This window comes from Streptomyces sp. CNP082, from assembly GCF_059570535.1.
In genome coordinates this window covers 1-16,624 of the sequence record NZ_JCANSZ010000075.1, presented here as the reverse complement: position 1 = coordinate 16,624, position 16,624 = coordinate 1, and the positions used below count along the sequence as shown (strand labels likewise).

Below are 16,624 nucleotides of genomic sequence, written 5' to 3'. Positions count from 1 at the left end.
GGTGCGAAGGGGAGGGATCTTTGCCGGGGGCAGATTCGCCTTGGGCAGAGGGAGTGGGGGATGAGAGGGGCGGGCGCGGTGGTTCTGCGGGTGCGGGTGAGGCCGTTGCGGGGTTCTCCGTTGTCGCGGGGTTCTCGTCTCCGCTACGACGCGACGGCCTCCGCCTCCCGTCCGTACGCCACCACCACCACCGCCGTCACCACCGCCAGCGCCCCCAGCGCCGCCAGCCCCGGCATGTGCTCCACGACCGGCCCCGCCGCCAGGCACACCGCGCCGCCCACCGCCAGCACCACCGGCGCCCGGCCGCCCGTACGCCACCGGATCGCCGCCGCGCCCAGCAGGAACAGCCCGACTCCGCCCGCCAGCGCCCACGCGCCGAGTCCGTGCAGCGGCTCGGAGAGTTCGTAGTGCTCGGTGTCGGCGATCTGGTGCAGCAGTTGCTCCACGCCCAGCGCCGAGAGCACGACGCCGCCGACGAGCGGCAGGTGCAGGAAGGTGTAGACATCGCTGGCCAGCCGCGTCTGGGCGTCGCCCGCCGTCGCCGTCAGCCGCTCCTCCGCCGGCTCGGCGACCCGGCGGAAGTACAGCAGCCACAGCGCCGCCGAGACCAGCAGCCCGGCGACCGAGCCGGCCAGCACGCCGTACGTCCTCGGGTATCCCTGTACCGCCACGCCGATGGCCAGGAACGACTCGCCCAGGGCGATGATCACGATCAGCCCGTGCCGCTCCGCGAAGTGCCCCGGCGAGGTGACGCGCCAGCCGGAGCCGCCGGTGACGTAGATGGCGGCGTAGTCGATGAGGACCGCGGCGAGCCAGATGAGGATCTGTGCCCAGCCGGTGAAGAAACTGCCGACGACCAGCAGCGCGAACGGCGGCGCGACCGACGTGAGCGCGGTGGCGCGGATGGTGGTGCGCAGCCGGTCGTCGCCGGGGTGGGCCACCCAGTACGCGGCGAGGTGCAGCACGCGCAGCGCGCCGTAGCAAAGGACGAAGACAAGCGGGGCGTTGATGCCGCCGTCCGAGCCGGCGAAGACCTCCGGCAGGGTCAGGGACACGACGAACACCACCGCCATCGCCGTCAGCAGTACGCCGAGGAAGGGCCCGGTGTCGGCGCGTACGACGTTGCCGAGCCAGGCGAAGCAGCACCAGCACCACCACAGCAGCGCGAGCACCACGCCGCCGCCGAGCAGCCGCATGGGGGTCGGGTCCGCCGCGAGCAGGGCGGTGACCTGCGTGAATGCGTAGACGAAGACGAGGTCGAAGAACAACTCGGCGGGCGTGACGCGGTGGTCGGCGCCGGTGGAGACGAGGCGGCGGCGCGGGCGGGGGATGGGGGTGGGGGCGGGGCGGACGGTGCCGCTGTCGAAGCTGCCGGAATCGCCGCGTTCTGTAGTCATGCCGCCCCGTCCCCCGCACTCGGGCACGTGTGCGTCACGTACCCTGCCGCCAGTGCCGGGCAGGCACACGACCTGGGCCCGGCCGCGGCCGGGGCCCCACCAGGTACCCCGTGCCGTCTCGGAAGCAAGATACCTGCCGGAGTTGTGCCTGTGACGTGACGATTCCCATCTGCCGTCCCCCGGGCAACGAGGGACCGTAGAATCCCTCTCGTGGCACGGCCACCGGCGCGCACGGGGGCGCGTACGGGAGCGCGACGGCGCGAGGGCCGGCCGCTGAGCACAGCAAGAACGGTCGTCGAGGAGGAAGTTCGTCGTGAGCAGCCGGCCATCCCGAGGCGCTGCTCGCCTCGCAGCCATACTCGATGCGCTCCCCGACGCGCTGCTTCTCGTCGACACCAACGGCACGGTCGTCGCCGCCAACCGCGTCGCGCTGGAGACCTTCGAGCGGCCCGGCGCGGCGGTCGTCGGCCGCGGGCTGCTCGATCTGCTGCCGGACTTCGACCCGCAGCTCATCCCCGGTTCCATGCGCCGTCCCCGCGGTGACTCCCAGGGCTCCGTCGCCCCCGACGCGGGCGCGCGGGCGGAAGAGCGTACGAAGCCGCTGCGCATGGCCGCCCGCCGCACCGACGGCAGCGGCTTCCCCGCCGAGGTCACCAGCGCCGACCTGGAGGACGGCCCCGGCGGCGAGTCGCCGTACGCGCCCGGCCACCACTACACGGGCGACGAGTTGCTCATGCTCGTCGTACGGGACCTCACCGGCTCGGCGGAAGTGGAGGCGGAGCTGCACCGGCAGCGCCGGCAGACCGAGATGATCCTGCGCGCCGCCGCCGAGGGCATCGTCGGTACGGACACCACCGGCAAGGTCGTCCTCGTCAACCCCTCCGCCGCGCAGATCCTCGGCTACCGCGCCAGCGCACTCGGCGGCGCCGACCTCCACCCCCTCATCCACCACTCCCGCCCCGACGGCACCCCCCTGCCGTACGAGGAGACCCCGATCGCCGACACCCTGCGCTCGGGGCGCAAGCACCGCGTACGCGGCCAGGTGCTGTGGGGGCGCGACGGGCAGCCGGTGCCGGTGGACATGACGACGGCCCCGGTGCGCGACGGCGACCAACTCGTCGGCGCCGTCCTCGCCTTCACCGACCGGCGGCGGCGCGATGCGCTGGAGGCGCGGCTCGGGCAGTTGCAGGCCGTCCTCGACGTCGCGCTGCGCGGGCCGCTGGACACGCTGCGCGCGGAGCTGAACACCCTGGTCGACGACCCGGCCGGGCAGCTCTGGCCCGAGGCCAACCAGACGCTGCGCCACCTCTCCGCCGGCTACGGGCGGATGACCGCGCTCATCGACAGCGTGCTCGACTTCCAGCGGCTCGACTCCGGCAAGTCGCGGCTGGCGGTGGAGACGGTGAACCTCCCGGACGTGGTGCACGCCGCGACCGAGGGTGCGGACGAGCTGATCGGCCCGGGGCGGGCGCAGTTCGTGGTGCACGCGCCGCAGGTGGAGATCGAGGCGGACGGGCGGTGGCTGACGCTGGCGCTGGCGCATCTGATCGCGGAGGTCGCGGGGGTCGACGCCACGGGGCAGCGGACGGCGGGGGCGTCGGACGCGCCGGTGGTGGTGGCGGCGGCTCAGCGGGGCGATGCGGTGCGGATAGAGGTGCAGGGGCCCCGGGGGGTCGGGGGGTCTTCTGGTGCTGGCTCGCGGGCTGGTGCCGGGGCGGGGGCTGGTGCTGGCTCGCGGGCTGGTGCCGGGTCGGGGGCTGGTGCCGGGTCGGGGGCTGGTGCCGGGTCGGGCGGTGCGGGGGCGGGTTCCGTGCACGAGCCGCTGGCCAGGGGTGTTGCGGTGCTGCACGGAGGGATTCTGCAGACACACGAGGTGCCGGGGCAGAGCGGCGGTGCGTATCTGCTCGAGGTGCCGGTGCAGGCTGCCGGGCCGGCGGCGCGGGCCGCGCGGGCGCGGGAGACCTCGGGGCGCGGGCGGGACACGGGGAACGAGACGACGGTGATGCCGGGCGCGGAGGCGCCGGGGCGGGGGAGCGCGTCGGGGGGCGCGTCGGGGGGCGCGGAGGCTTCGGGGGCGGCTTCGGGGGCGGCTGGGTCCGTCTCGGGGGCGGCTGGTGCTGCGGCGGGGCGGTCGGGGCGCGGGGCGGTGGGCCGGGCGGCCGGGGCGTCCGGTGAGCGGTCGGTCCAGGCTGGTGAGTCGGGCGAGTTGGTCGGGCCTGGTGGGCTCGGCGGGGCTGGCACGTCTGGCGGGGCTGGCAGGGTTGTTGGGGTTGTTGGGGCTGACGGTGGTACGGGTGGTGGCGGGGCTGCCGGAGGCGGGGCTGCCGGAGGTGCGGCTGCCGGAGGTGCGGCTGCCGGAGGTGCGGCTGCCGGAGGTGCGGCTGCCGGGGGTGCGGCTGCCGGAGGTGCGCGTACGGGCGGTGGGCGGCGGCGACGCGCCGCGCCCGCGGCGGAGTCCGGCGACGGAGCGGGTACGCCCGCGCGCGGTACGGGTGTGGGCGGTACGGGGACGGGGCGGCGTCGGCGCGGAGCGACACCGGCTGCGGGGGTGCCGACGGGGGCCGGAGCCGGGGGAGTTGGGGGACCCGGGGCGCCTGAGGTGCCTGCGGGGGCTGGAGTGCCTGCGGGGGCTGGAGTCGACGGGCCTGGCGTTTCCGGGGCCGGGGTTTCTGGAGCCGGGGTTTCTGGAGCCGGGGTGTCCGGGGCCGGAGGGGCTGCGGAGGGCGTTGCCGTGGCGGGGTTGCCGCCGGGGCAGGGTGCGGACGGCGGTACGGGGCACGGCGGCCCGGGTGCGGCAGGCGGTCGCGGGGCCGGTGCCGCGGACGGGGGTGGGCCGGCGGTTGTTCAGGAGCCGGGGCACACGCCGGGGCACGGTACGCCGCAGGGTGCGGCGGCGCCCGAGACGGTCGGTGGCGGCGCCGGGCAGGCGCCTGTCGGTGGCCCGACGCCGCCGCACGGCACGAGCAGGGCCGGCGGACGCCGGCGGCGGGGGGCGCCGGCTGAGGGGCAGGGCGCGTACGACGGCGGGAGCGGTGTGCCGGCGCCGGGTGGCGGCGCGGGTGAGGGGCAGAGCGGGGCCGGAGCGGCGGTGGGCGGTACGGGCGGCGCCGGGGAGGCCGGTGCCGTTGAGACCGGCGCGGCGGCGCTCGGGCAGGCCCTCCCCGGTACGCAGGGCCGCGGCCGTCGCCGGCGGCCCGTGGGCCAGGGCCCGGGCAGCCAGTCGCAGCAGGACCGCGCCGAGACGGGCGACCCCGCAACGGGTGCCCGGCGGCGGCCGGTCGGACGTGGGCCGGCGGGCCCGGAAGGACCCGAGGGACCGGGCGGTCCGGGGCCCGGCGGGCAGAGCGGCCCGGAGGTACAGGGCGGGCACGGCGGCCCGGGCGGCTTCGAGGGGCAGACCGCGCCCGGCGGTCCCGCGGGGCACGGCGGCCCGGACGGGTACGACGTCCGGGGCGAGTACGACGGACCTGGCGGACCTGGCGGACCGGAGGGCAGCGGCCCTCAAGGGCACGGCGGTCAGGGCCCGTACGAGGGGCCCGGTGACCGTGGTCGCCCCCGCGGGCGCAGCGGCCAGAGTGGGCCGGAGGGTCCCAGCGGCCCCGGCGGGCCGGGCGGGTACGACGACCGGGGTGGATACGACGGACCTGAAGGGCCGGACGGCCCGATCGGCCCCGGAGGCCCCGGACACCACGGCGGTCCCGCAGGTCCCGGAGGGCGCCGCGGCCCGGGAGGGCCCGAAGGGCCGGACGACCCGATGGGACCCGGTGGCCCGATCGGTCCCGGAGGCCCCGGCGGCTCTGGAGGTCCCGGACCCCGCGGCGGGCCCGGAGGACAGAGAGGACCCGGCGGCCCCGTCGGTCCCGCGGCGCCCGGCGGGCCCGGTGGACGGGTCGGCCCCGCCGGGCCCGGCCCGATGCCTCCCGGCGGCCCCAGCGCGCACACCCGGCCCGGCGCCCACATGGGCACCGGCGCCCCGGCAGAGCCGGTGGACCACCCGTCGCGTACGGGCCACACCCCCGGCCGCGTCGAACCGCTGCAACCGGCCGAGTACGACGACCCCGCGGCCCCTGGCGGTCACCCGTCGCGTGGCCGCCAGGCCGGGCCCGCGTACCCGGCGGGACCGGGCGAGTACGACGACGCCGGCCACGGCCCGTCCCGTGGACGGCGCCCCGGCGGGCGGGACGGCCGCGACGGCTACGCGGACGCCGGCGACCCGGTGGGCGGGTACGACGACACCGCCGCCGCGCCCGGCCCCGGCGCGCGCAGGCGAGGCAACCCGGGCGGGTACGCGGGGCGCGGCGACCCCGACGACGGCCCGGCCACAGGCGGGTACGACGACTCCGCGGCGACCGGCCACGGCCGGTCCCGTACGCGTGGCAACTCCGGCGGGTACGACAGCACCGCGCACCCGGGCGGCCACAACGACCCCGTAGCCCGCCGCCGCCCCGCACGAGCACAGGGCAGTCCCAACGACCCGGCGAGCGCCGACGAATACGGCGAGCCGGGCCCCGCCCGTGCCGGCGGCAACGCCCGCCCCGGACCCGGCGGCCCCCGCGACTACGACGACCCCGCAACTGCCGGGCGGCTGGAGCCCGCTGACCCTGCCGGGCATCGGGGCGGTGCCGCGTACCCCGCCGCCCTGCCCGCCGCGCAGGGCTCGGCGGCGCCGCAGTTGCCGCAGGGCACCACCGATCCCGTCGTACGGAACGCGCCCGGCACCCCCGTGCCGCCCGCCGGGGTCGGGCCGGCGCAGCCGCAGCACCCTACCGGGCGGCGGCGCCGCCCCGCCGCACCCGCGGAAGCCCCGCAGGCCGCGCCCGCGCTGCCCCCCGGCGACCGGCGCCGGCCCGGCCCCGCGGTCCAGGAGCCGGACACCGGACCGTACCCCCACTCCCAGAACCCCGGCGGCTACGACGACGCCCCGCCGCCCTACGCCACCGGCCGCCGTCGGGGCACCGGCAGCCCCGTACAGGACCCGGACACCGGCCCCTACCCCCACGACGGCAACCGCGGCGCCGGCGACGACACGGGCGAAGTCCGCACCGTACGCACCTCGCAGACCCCGCACCCCGGACACGGCACCCCGGATACCCAGCACCCCCGGCGCGGCACCCCCGCCCCGGGCGTCCCTGCCCAGCACGACCCCCGTACGCAGGGCGACGGCCGCGCCGCCCGGCGCGCCAGCGCCCCGAACGACCCCCGGACGCAAGGCGATCCGCGTACGCAGGGCGATCCGCGTACGCAGGGCGGTCCCCGTACGCACGGCGGCTCCGTCCCCCGGCAGCCCGGCCCGCAGGAGCCCGCCGCCCAGGCCCCGGCGGACGCCCCCGCCGACCCCCGCACCGCCGGCGCCGCGCCCGCGGCCGTTGACCCGCGGCACGGGATGCAGACCCCCGCCCGCGGCGTCGACCCGCGCCGCGCCACCCCCCACCAGCCCACCGGAAACACCGGAAACACCGGAAACACCGGAAACGCCGCGACCGCCGCCAACCCCGCGACCGCCGACGCCACCCCCGCCCCGCCCGCCGTCCCCGCTCAGGACACCCCGCCCGCAGCCGCGCCCCAGGCGCAGCCCCGCCCCGCCCCGGACCCCGCCCACGCCCAGGCCACCCCCGCCGACGCCCCGGGACCCCGCCCCGCCGCCACCGGCTCCGCCCCCACCGCACGCGGCGGCGCCACGCGATTCGCCCGCTCCGCCGCGACCCCCGCGATGCCGGCACTGCCGGCGCAGCAGTCGGGCCCCTTCAGCGTGCGCACCCTCGGTCAGGGCGTGGCCTACGTCGACCAGCCCTCCGGCCGCCCCTCGCAGGGCGGCCCGAACGGCCCGGACTCCCCGGGCAACCCGCCCGCCCAGGACACTCGCGACGCCCAGGACACTCGCGACGCCCAGGACACCCGCGACGCCCAGGACACCCGCGACGCCCAGGACACCCGCGACGCCCAGGACACCCGCGACGCCCAGGACACCCGCGACGCCCAGGACACCCCGGGCCCTCAGGACGCCCCCGGACCCCAAACCCCGGCACCCCAAGGCGGCGCCCCGGGACGGCAAGACGCCCAGGTCCCCCGCGACAGCCAGCACCCCCAGGGCAGCCCCGGCGCACCCCACCCCCACGACCGCCACGGCACCCGGGCCACCCCCACCCACGACCCCCACGGCACCCGGGCCACCCCCACCCACGACCCGCACGACCCCTACGACCCGGCCCACGACTCCGCGTACGACCCGTACGCCTCCGCCGGCTCCCCCGCGCACGCCCCCACCCACGACCCGTACGACCCCGCCGACGAGCACACCGGCGGTCGCCGGCGCCGCCTCGGCGCCGGCACCCCGGCGGACGCCACACCCCCGCACGCCGCCCACGCGCCACAACCCCCCGCCCCGCAAACGCACACCCCCGCCCCGCAAACACACACCGCCTCACCCCAAGGGCACACCGCCCCGCCCCAGCAAACCCCCCACCACACCCCCCACCGCACCCCGCCCCGGCCCGGTGCCGCCGCCCGGCGGGACGCCATCGGGCGCGCCTTCGCCATAGGAGCCCCCGACGCCTCCGCCGCCGAAGGCCCGGAACCGCTCGACGGCCGCCACGGCGTGGTCGAGGTCGCCGCGCAGGACCCCGAGACGACCCCGCTGCGCCTCGACGACGAGATGCCGCCCGAGCCGCTGGACAACCCGCGCCGGCTGCTCGTCTGGCCCGAGCCCGACGCCGCCACGCAGCAGGCGCTGACCGCGCGCAACTACCGCCCCGTGGTCGTCCACTCCCGCGAGGAGCTGGACGCGCAGATCTCCGTCTCCCCCGCCGGCCTCTTCGTGGACCCGCTCACCGGCCCGATCACCCGCACCGCGCTGCAGTCACTGCGTACGGCGGCGGTTGCCGCGTCCGTACCGGTGCTGGTCACGGCCGGGCTCGGGCAGGCGACGCGGGAGGCGGCGTACGGGGCGGATCCGGCGGTGCTGCTGAAGGCGCTGGCCCCGCGCGACAGCGGCCAGCACCCGCCGCGCGTGCTCCTCTTCGAGGAGAACCCGGACATCGCGGATGCCCTCGCGGCGACGCTGGAGCGGCGCGGGATGCAGGTCATGCACGCCACGTCGGACGAGGCGGCGGTGGACCTGGCGACGCGCTTCCGGCCGAACCTGGTCGTGATGGACCTGATGCGGATCCGCCGCCGGCGTACGGGCATCGTGGACTGGCTGAACGCGAACGGCATGCTCAACCGGACCCCGATGGTCGTGTACACGGCGGTGGACATCAACCGCGCCGAGCTGCCGCGGCTGCGCTCGGGGGAGACGGTGCTGTTCCTGGCGGAGCGGTCGACGAGTACGGAGGTGCAGAACCGGATCGTCGACCTGCTGGCCAAGATCGGCACCACGTAACAGCCACCGCCCCCCAGCCGCCACGCGACTGCCGCCGCCGAGGACACACGCGCTCGGCCGCTCAGTCGTTCAGCCCGCCCAGACGACGCGGCGTATCACGCCGTGCCGTTCAGGACAGCACCTCCCGCCCCCCTCACAACCGCGTCACCGTCAACTCCCCGTCCGCGTACCGCCTCCGCAGCACCTTCTTGTCGAACTTCCCCACGCTCGTCTTCGGCACCTCGCCGATCCGCACCCACCGCTCCGGCAACTGCCACTTCGCGATCCGCTCCCCCAGATACGCGCGCAGCTCCTCGTACGTCACCTCAGCGCCCGCGCGCACCACCACCGCCGCCAGCGGCCGTTCGTCCCACGTCTCGTCCGGTACGGCGATGACCGCCGCCTCCGCGACGTCCGGGTGGGCCATCAGGTGGTTCTCCAGCTCCATCGACGAGATCCACTCGCCGCCCGACTTGATGACGTCCTTCGCCCGGTCCGTCAGCGTCAGATAGCCGTCCGCCGTGATCGTGCCGACGTCGCCGGTGCGCAGCCAGCCGTCCTCGCTGAACTTGTCCTCCGGCCGGAACGGCTCCCCGTCCGCGCCGCCGTAGTACGCGCCCGTGATCCACGGCCCGCGTACCTCCAGCTCCCCGGCCGACTCCCCGTCCTTCGGCAGCAGGTTCCCGTCCGGACCGCGCAGCCGCGCCTCGACGGTGGCGGGGAAGCGCCCCTGCTTCAGGCGGTACGGGTACTCCTCGGCCGGTTCGAGACCGGGCGGCGGGTGCGCGATGCAGCCCAGCGGCGAGGTCTCCGTCATGCCCCACGCCTGGACGACACGGATGCCGTGCCGTTCCTCGAAGCCCTTCATGAGCTGGGCCGGGCAGGTGGAGCCGCCGATGATGGCGGTGCGCAGGGAGGAGACGTCGCGGGGCCTGGCGTCGAGCTCGTTGAGCAGGGCCTGCCAGATGGTGGGGACGGCGCCGCTGATGGTGGGCCGGCAGGTCTCCATCATCTCGGCGATGGGGCCGGGCTGCAGGAAGCGGTCGGGCATCAGCAGGGACGTACCGGCCATGAACGCGGCGTGCGGCAGCCCCCAGGCGTTGACGTGGAACATCGGCACGATCGGCAGCGCGAGATCGCGCGGCGAGATGGCGAACCCTTCGGAGGCGAGGACGCCGAGGGAGTGCAGGTAGACGGAGCGGTGGCTGTAGAGGGTGCCCTTGGGGTCTCCGGTGGTGCCGGAGGTGTAGCACAGGGCGGCGGCCTCGCGTTCGTCGAGGACGGCCCAGTCGTACGACTCGGGGCGGCCGGCGATGAGTTCCTCGTAGTCGTGGACGGCGACGTGGGTGCCGTCGAGGGGCGCGCGGTCGCCGGCGCCGGCGACGACGACGTGCTCGACGTGGGGCAGGTGCGGCAGCAGCGGGGCGAGGAGGGGGAGGAGGGTGCCGTTGGTGAGGATGACGCGGTCGCGCGCGTGGTTGACGATCCAGACGAGCTGGCGCGGGTCGAGGCGGAGGTTGAGGGTGTGCAGGATGGAGCCCATGGCGGGCAGCGCGAGGTACGCCTCCAGGTGTTCGGCGTTGTTCCACATGAGGGTGCCGACGGGCTCCTGCTGCTGTACGCCCAGCTCGTCGCGGAGCGCGTACGCGAGCTGCGCGGCGCGGGCGCCGACTTCGGCGTAGGTCCTGGCCTGCGGTGGCTCGCCGGATCCGGTCCAGGTGAGGACCCTGGCGGAGCCGTGGATGGTGGAACCGTGGGTCACGATCCGCGAGATGGTCAGCGGTACGTCCTGCATCGTGCTCAGCACGGAGGGCCTCCCGGGGGTGAGACACGCAGCGACATGGAGCGATTACGCGCCAGCAAACGGTGGCGCTGATTCTGCTGGCGACCGGGCACCTTGTCACTACCTCGGGGAGGGGATGTCGCCCCCTACGCCGCCTGCGTCATCTCCCCCAGCCCCGTGTCCTCCCGGAGCTTCGCCAGCGCCCGCGAGACCGCACTCTTCACCGTCCCCACCGACACCCCCAGCACGGCCGCCGTCTGCGCCTCGCTCAGGTCCTCGTAGTACCGCAGTACCACCATCGCCCGCTGCCGCTCCGGCAGCCGCAGCACCGCACGCCACATCGCGTCGCGCATCGCCTGGTGCTCCGCCGGGTCGGGGCCGGGGACGGGGGCCGGCTCGGGGAGGTCGTCGCCCGCGGCGTACTCGTCGACGCGGCGCTTGCGCCACTGCGAGGTGCGGGTGTTGAGCAGCGCGCGGCGTACGTAGCCGTCGAGGGCGCGCGGGTCCTCGATCCGGTCCCAGGCCAGGTAGGTCTGCGCCAGCGCGGTCTGCAGCAGGTCCTCGGCGTCCCAGGGGCTGGTGGTCAGGGAGCGCGCGGTGCGCAGCAGCACCGGCCCCCGCAGGTTCACGTACGCCGCGAAGGTCGGAAGGGGCGGTCGTGCGGTGTCCGGCGCGGGGGCGTCGGTGGTGCTGACTGTGGGCATACCTCCACGCTAGGAGCGGCGCCCGGTACGCGGATCGGCCGCAGGTCCCGATGCGGGCTCCACCCGAGGGAGTAGGTACCGAGCCTGCCCGACCTCCCGTAGGTGGAGGGGCGGCCGGGCAACCCTCAGGGGGACTAGTTCCGGGGCCCCATGATCGCGACCGGGGCGTCCACGACGTTGCGGTCGATGAGGATCCGCTTGCCGCCGTGCCGCTCCTTGACCATGCCGGCGTACTGGTGGAGCCGGCGGTGCGGACGCCAGGCGGCGGGGTCGACGTGCGGCTCGCCGTACAGCGACGGCTTGGTGCGCCAGCGGGCCACCCAGAGCACGGACGGCATGCCGTCGTGCCCGTCCCGGCGGGCCTGTTCGATCATGCGGATGCCGGAGTTCGCGCTGCTGTAGAGCCCGGGGAACCAGCCGAGCCGGCGGACCTCCTCGTTCCAGGCGCGGACGTACGTGAGCGTGGTGCGCCTGCACGCCGCGGAGCCGGCGAAGTGCTCGATGTCGAGGTAGACGGCGCTGCGCGCGGCCATGCCGAGCGCGCGGGCGCTGCGCACGGCGTCGCGGGCCTCGGCGCGGGCCTGGCGGCGGGGGCGGGCGGAGTCGATGCGTACGTGGTGCTTGGTGCCGGTGGTGACGCAGGGGGACTGGGAGCCGACGTAGAGGGGGAGCACGTGCCAGCCCATGCGGTGGACGGCGCGGAGCCAGGAGGTGGTGAGGTGCGGCTGCTTGGCGCAGGCACGGCCGCGGCCGGCGAAGTAGACGCCGACGGCGCGGTAGGGGGAGGCGCGCCAGGCGGACATGGCGGCGCGGGAGGGGGTGTGGCAGGTGTCGAAGGCACGGCCGCGGAAGACGTCGGCGCCGAGGTCGCGGGGGTCGCGGAAGTCCTCGGGTACGGGGCCGGAGGCGGCGGGCGCGGGTGCGTCGGCGGCGGGCGCGGCGGTGGCGGTGGGGGAGCCGGGGAGTGCACCTGCAAACACGGCGAGGGCGGCGACGAGGGGGACGAGGAGAAGGCGGACGCGCATGCCGAGCAGTGAACGGTCCGGGCGCGCGGGGCGGCCGGTGCGACACGCGGGGGTGGGCCGTCCGGAGGGCGGAGGGAGGCCCGTACGCGGGACGAAACCGGAACCGGAACGGGACCCGCCGCCGGACCCGCACCCGGGAAACCCGAGACTTCGCGGCCCCCCGGCCCCCCGGCCCCCCACACACACGCGACCGCGCGACCGCACCGGAACGGTTCGGCCGCGCGGCCATCCCCATGAGCACCGCGAACTGCGTGGTCCCTACCAGATGTTGGTGAAGGCGATCACCGTGTCCGACTGGTCGACGACGTTGCCAAAGCCCTGGACGTTGGCGGTGTTGGACTCGTTGACGCCGCCGCCGCCGTTGTTGACCTGCTGGGTCTGGGCGTTGTTGCCGAAGTTGGCGCCACCGACGCCGCCGGCCTGCCCGACGACCGCGGAGTGGGAGTCGTCGTTGGCGAACGCTCCGGCCCCGTTGTCCGCGTGCGCGATCCCTCCGAAGAGCGCGACAGCGAGCGGCAGTGATGCTGCCGCGGCCAGGATGCGGGCCGTACGAGTGCGTGCCATCTGCTTCCTCCTATGTAACGGAAGACGATTCCGTTTGTCCGTAGCCGGCCGGTGTTCCAGCCGGCTCTCCGGCGGTTTGCGACGTCGCGACTGCATCGTTTCCCGCGGGTCCTGGGGCAATCGCGGACCGGCGCCCATTCCCTCGCAGGCATGATCGGCGGCGGGTAAACCCGTACACCTGGCCACTTTCGCGTATCGAACACCTGTACGACACTGGGAGCCATGGACAGCTCCGTACACAGCTACGCCCGCACCGCCGCGCTGGCCGCCGCCCGCCGCGGCCTGCCCGTCTTCCCGCTGTCCCGCGCGAAGCAGCCGGCGGTCCGCTCCCCGCACCACGCAGACTGGCCGCGAGTGCCCTGCCGCGGGGAGTGCGGGCGCATCGGCCACGGCGTGTACGACGCGACGACCGACGCCGACGCGATCCACACCCTCTTCGCCGCCGCCCCCTGGGCGACGGGCTACGGCATCGCCTGCGGCCGGCCGCCGCATCATCTGATCGGGCTGGACCTCGATGTGAAAGCGGGGACGGACGCACTGGGGGTGTTCGAGGCGCTGCTCGCCGACCACGGGATAGTGCTGCCGCCGACGGTGGTGATCCTCACCCCCGGCGGCGGCCGTCACATCTGGCTCACCGGCCACCCGGACCACACGGTCCCCAACTCGGTGGGACGCCTGGCACCCGGCATCGACGTCCGCGGCACCGGCGGCTACCTCGCCGGCCCCGGCTCGCGCACCCTGCACGGCACGTACCGCCTGGCCCCCCGCTCGGCCCGCGCCCCGGCCCCGGCCCCGAGAGCCCTGCTCCGCCTCCTCACCCCACCCCCACCGGACCCCCCGCCCGCACCCGCACCACCGCCACCGCAGGAAGAACGCCGCCCGGACGCCCTGATCCGCTTCGTCGCCGCCTCCCACCCGGGCGAACGCAACGCCCGCCTGTTCTGGGCGGCCTGCCGCGCGTACGAGACGGGCCACGGCCGGGACGTGGCGGAGGCACTGATACGCGCGGCGATGACGACAGGGCTGCCGGAACGCGAGGCGACGGCGACGGTGGCGTCGGCGGCGAGACACACCCCGCGGTGACGGCGGACCGGCAGAACCCCCGGAACAATGGACCCCGGCCAAGGAAATCCGGGGCCCGTGCCCCACACCGATGAGTCAGACGCCCCCACTCCGTCTACCCCTACGACAGCGCGCTCCAGGAGCCGACCACCACAGCCCGGAGAGGGGCCACACGATGCCGCACAAGATCTTCGTCAACCTGCCCGTGAAGGACCTGGACCGCTCGATGGCCTTCTTCACCGCCCTCGGCTACCGCTTCGACGAGAACTTCACCGACGAGAACGCCACCTGCCTCGTCATCACCGACGACATCTACGCGATGCTCCTCACGGAGCCGTTCTTCAAGGGCTTCACCAAGAAGGAGATCGCGGACACCACCACCGCCACGGAGGCGATCCTCGCCCTGAGCGTGGACACCCGCGCGGAGGTGGACGAGATCGCCGACAAGGCACTGGCCGCGGGCGGCGGCGTCGCGAACGAGCCCAACGACCAGGGCTTCATGTACGGCCGCAGCTTCCTCGACCCGGACGGCCACCAGTGGGAGATCTTCTGGATGGACCCCACCGCCACCCCCGCCTGACCACCCCCGCAGCCAGCCCCATCCCGCACGCAACGCCGCAACCCGAACCGCTAGCCTTGGTCCCTGCCGCCGCCGAGCGACGGCAGGGAGAGTTGCCCGAGTGGCCTAAGGGAACGGTCTTGAAAACCGTCGTGGCGTACCCCGTCACCGTGGGTTCGAATCCCACACTCTCCGCCGTGTGAGCACCATCCTTGCAGGTCAGACATCCCATGGCGTAGGGATGTCAAGCGGCTGCGGCGAGGGTTGCGTGGTGTGACCACGCGGTGGCCTCGTCGTAGACGGTGCGGGTCTTGAGGCATCCGTGGAGGATGCCGACGAGACGGTTGCCGAGCTGGCGTAGGGCAGGGTTGTAGCCGGCGTCGCGGGCGCCGGGTGAGGTGTTGATGGCGGAGAACGCCTGCTTGTGGAGGGCGTCGGCGAGGCGGTCGTTGCGCGCGTGGCGGGCGTAGACGGCGTGTGTTCTGCCGGAGGCGCGGGTGATCGGGCTGGTGCCGGCGAAGTTCTTGCGGGCCTTGGCGGAGGTGTAGCGGGTGGGGTCGTCCCCGAACTCGGCGAGCACCCGGGCGCCGGTGATCTCTCCGATGCCGGGCATGGAGAGGTAGATCTCAGCGTCCGGGTGCGCGAGAAAATGGGCCTTCACCTGCTCTTCCAGCGCGGCTATCTGCTCGTTCAGCGCGATCAGCAAGTTGGCGTGCGCGGTCGCCGCCGCGGCGTAGGCGGCGGCGACCGGGGCGGCGACGCCGAGCTGCGGATCACGCAGGCCGGCCTGGATTGCGGTGGCCCTCTGGTCCCGCTTGCGGCGGCGGTGCCGGGCCAGCACCGCGATGATCTGCGGCTTCGACAGCTTCGCCGCCTGCTCGGGCGTCGGGGCCCTGACCAGCAGTTCCAGCGCGTCCGTGCTGGTCAGCGTGAGGTCCGCGTAGGCGTTCAGGGCGGCGGGGAAGTACTCCCGCAGCGTGTTCCGAAGCCGCTGGAAGGCGCGGGTGCGTTCCCAGATCAGAGTCTGGTGCGCACGGGCCACGACCTTGATCGCCTGGGCCTGGTCGCTGTCCCCGGCGACCGGCCGCAGCTGATCGCCGTCGACGCGGACCATGTCCGCCAGCGCGTGCGCGTCGCCCTTGTCGCTCTTGGCCCCCGAGGTGCCGTACCGCTCCTTGAACCGCGCAGCCTGACGGGGGTTGACCGCGTAGACGCGGTAGCCGGCCGCTATCAGCGCCTGTACCCACGGGCCGCGGTCGGTCTCGATCCCGACCGACACCTGCCCGGACTCCAGTTCCTCGTCGCCGTGCCGCGCGATGAGGGCGTGCAGCTTCGCGATGCCCTCTACGCCCTCCGGCAGCCGCGCGGTGCCCAGCCTGCGACCCGTCCCGTCCTGGACCTCGACATCGTGGTGGTCTTCGGCCCAGTCGTCGCCGATGAACAGCACCAGCACCCGCCCCTTCGCTCTCGTCCGATCACGAAACGCAGCCCGCGGAAGGCACAGCTCGCTCTCTAATGGATCAAGTGCTCACGCCCAGACTGCCCGGCGGGCACGCCATCCCATCAGCAGTCAGGCCTCCCGGCCGACCAGCGGGGGCACGGTCTGACCTCAGAACTCACAATGGCTCGGAAGCTGGGAGTGCTCACCTGCTGGCGGCTACGGACCGTAGTCTTCCTCACGGCCCGACAAGGCCCATTAGAAGCGGCGCCGTCGGGGCCCGACGACGCCGCTCCCGCACCCGGCCTGTCTCACCTTGACTCGCGGTTCTCCCACCCCTGACCAGTGCCCTCGGCCAACCTGCGGCCAGGAGCGGCGGGGCCCCGCTCTGCGGGGTCATGGTGCCGGGCCGCTACACCACGCCTGCGGGACGCCACCGTGCCGGGGTAGGCCGGGTTGGCAGGCGGTACGGCGCAACGGCGGCCTGCATCGCGGGGGGCCCGGGTCGGCGGGTGACCCCGCAGGGCGGATGGGCGCGGTGTCGGGGTGGGCGTCGTGCGCGTAGGGCTGGGGCGACGGGGGTTGTGAGCATCGGCCCTCCCGGGCCGCACTGCTCCGTTCCCCAGGAGTGCCGCACTCCCGCGTCGCCGGCGATGTCACGGAGCAGGCGGCGATCCGCCCTCGTATCGCGCCCGCACCGCCTGCGGAGGGCGCCTTCCGCCCCGAGCGGCGCCG

General features: G+C 75.3%; 9 protein-coding genes and 1 tRNA gene. 4 read left to right on the top strand and 6 right to left on the bottom strand.

Going from position 1 to position 16,624, the window contains the following annotated elements; all coding sequences use genetic code 11:
- Positions 1 to 143 precede the first annotated feature (143 nt).
- Entirely contained in the window at positions 144 to 1,397 is a 1,254-nt protein-coding gene (locus B124_RS33775; protein WP_496506838.1) for a low temperature requirement protein A, read from the bottom strand.
- A 313-nt stretch (positions 1,398 to 1,710) separates the two neighbouring features.
- On the opposite strand from B124_RS33775, the gene B124_RS33770 reads away from it, so the two are divergent.
- On the top strand, positions 1,711 to 8,775 hold the full coding sequence (locus B124_RS33770; RefSeq protein ID WP_496506837.1) for a hybrid sensor histidine kinase/response regulator: 7,065 nt from the start codon (positions 1,711 to 1,713) through the stop codon (positions 8,773 to 8,775).
- A gap of 133 nt (positions 8,776 to 8,908) precedes the next feature.
- Here the strand turns inward: B124_RS33770 and B124_RS33765 are convergent, their stop codons facing one another.
- The 4 genes from B124_RS33765 to B124_RS33750 all read right to left on the bottom strand — a co-directional run bounded on the left by B124_RS33765 (position 8,909) and on the right by B124_RS33750 (position 12,830).
- Positions 8,909 to 10,561, bottom strand: a complete 1,653-nt coding sequence (locus B124_RS33765; RefSeq protein WP_496506836.1) for a long-chain fatty acid--CoA ligase — start codon at positions 10,559 to 10,561, stop codon at positions 8,909 to 8,911.
- 122 nt (positions 10,562 to 10,683) lie between these two features.
- On the bottom strand, positions 10,684 to 11,241 hold the full coding sequence (locus B124_RS33760; RefSeq protein ID WP_496506835.1) for a SigE family RNA polymerase sigma factor: 558 nt from the start codon (positions 11,239 to 11,241) through the stop codon (positions 10,684 to 10,686).
- A gap of 134 nt (positions 11,242 to 11,375) precedes the next feature.
- Positions 11,376 to 12,266, bottom strand: a complete 891-nt coding sequence (locus B124_RS33755) for a glycoside hydrolase domain-containing protein (RefSeq protein ID WP_496506834.1) — start codon at positions 12,264 to 12,266, stop codon at positions 11,376 to 11,378.
- 258 nt (positions 12,267 to 12,524) lie between these two features.
- The gene (locus B124_RS33750; protein ID WP_496506833.1) at positions 12,525 to 12,830 is read right to left on the bottom strand and encodes a hypothetical protein; all 306 of its coding nucleotides are present in this window, start codon (positions 12,828 to 12,830) and stop codon (positions 12,525 to 12,527) included.
- Between the two features lie 222 nt (positions 12,831 to 13,052).
- On the opposite strand from B124_RS33750, the gene B124_RS33745 reads away from it, so the two are divergent.
- From B124_RS33745 to B124_RS33735, 3 genes are all read left to right on the top strand, one after another.
- Positions 13,053 to 13,913: a bifunctional DNA primase/polymerase gene (locus tag B124_RS33745; RefSeq protein ID WP_496506832.1), complete on the top strand. Its 861-nt coding sequence runs from the start codon at positions 13,053 to 13,055 to the stop codon at positions 13,911 to 13,913.
- Between the two features lie 154 nt (positions 13,914 to 14,067).
- Positions 14,068 to 14,472 carry a VOC family protein gene (locus tag B124_RS33740; protein WP_496506831.1) on the top strand — a complete coding sequence of 135 codons (405 nt, stop codon included), beginning with the start codon at positions 14,068 to 14,070 and terminating at the stop codon, positions 14,470 to 14,472.
- Positions 14,473 to 14,558: 86 nt separating this feature from the next.
- A tRNA-Ser gene (locus B124_RS33735) sits at positions 14,559 to 14,646 on the top strand.
- Positions 14,647 to 14,695: 49 nt separating this feature from the next.
- Here the strand turns inward: B124_RS33735 and B124_RS33730 are convergent.
- Positions 14,696 to 15,898, bottom strand: a complete 1,203-nt coding sequence (locus tag B124_RS33730) for an IS110 family RNA-guided transposase (RefSeq protein ID WP_496506851.1) — start codon at positions 15,896 to 15,898, stop codon at positions 14,696 to 14,698.
- Between the last annotated feature and the right edge of the window lie 726 nt (positions 15,899 to 16,624).

Excerpts from the sequence above, each read along its gene's own strand:
- B124_RS33750 (WP_496506833.1), bottom strand. The coding sequence starts at position 12,830 with ATGGCACGCACTCGTACGGCCCGCATCCTGGCCGCGGCAGCATCACTG.
- B124_RS33740 (WP_496506831.1), top strand. The coding sequence starts at position 14,068 with ATGCCGCACAAGATCTTCGTCAACCTGCCCGTGAAGGACCTGGACCGC.
- B124_RS33755 (WP_496506834.1), bottom strand. The coding sequence starts at position 12,266 with ATGCGCGTCCGCCTTCTCCTCGTCCCCCTCGTCGCCGCCCTCGCCGTG.
- B124_RS33775 (WP_496506838.1), bottom strand. The coding sequence starts at position 1,397 with ATGACTACAGAACGCGGCGATTCCGGCAGCTTCGACAGCGGCACCGTC.
- B124_RS33745 (WP_496506832.1), top strand. The coding sequence starts at position 13,053 with ATGGACAGCTCCGTACACAGCTACGCCCGCACCGCCGCGCTGGCCGCC.
- B124_RS33760 (WP_496506835.1), bottom strand. The coding sequence starts at position 11,241 with ATGCCCACAGTCAGCACCACCGACGCCCCCGCGCCGGACACCGCACGA.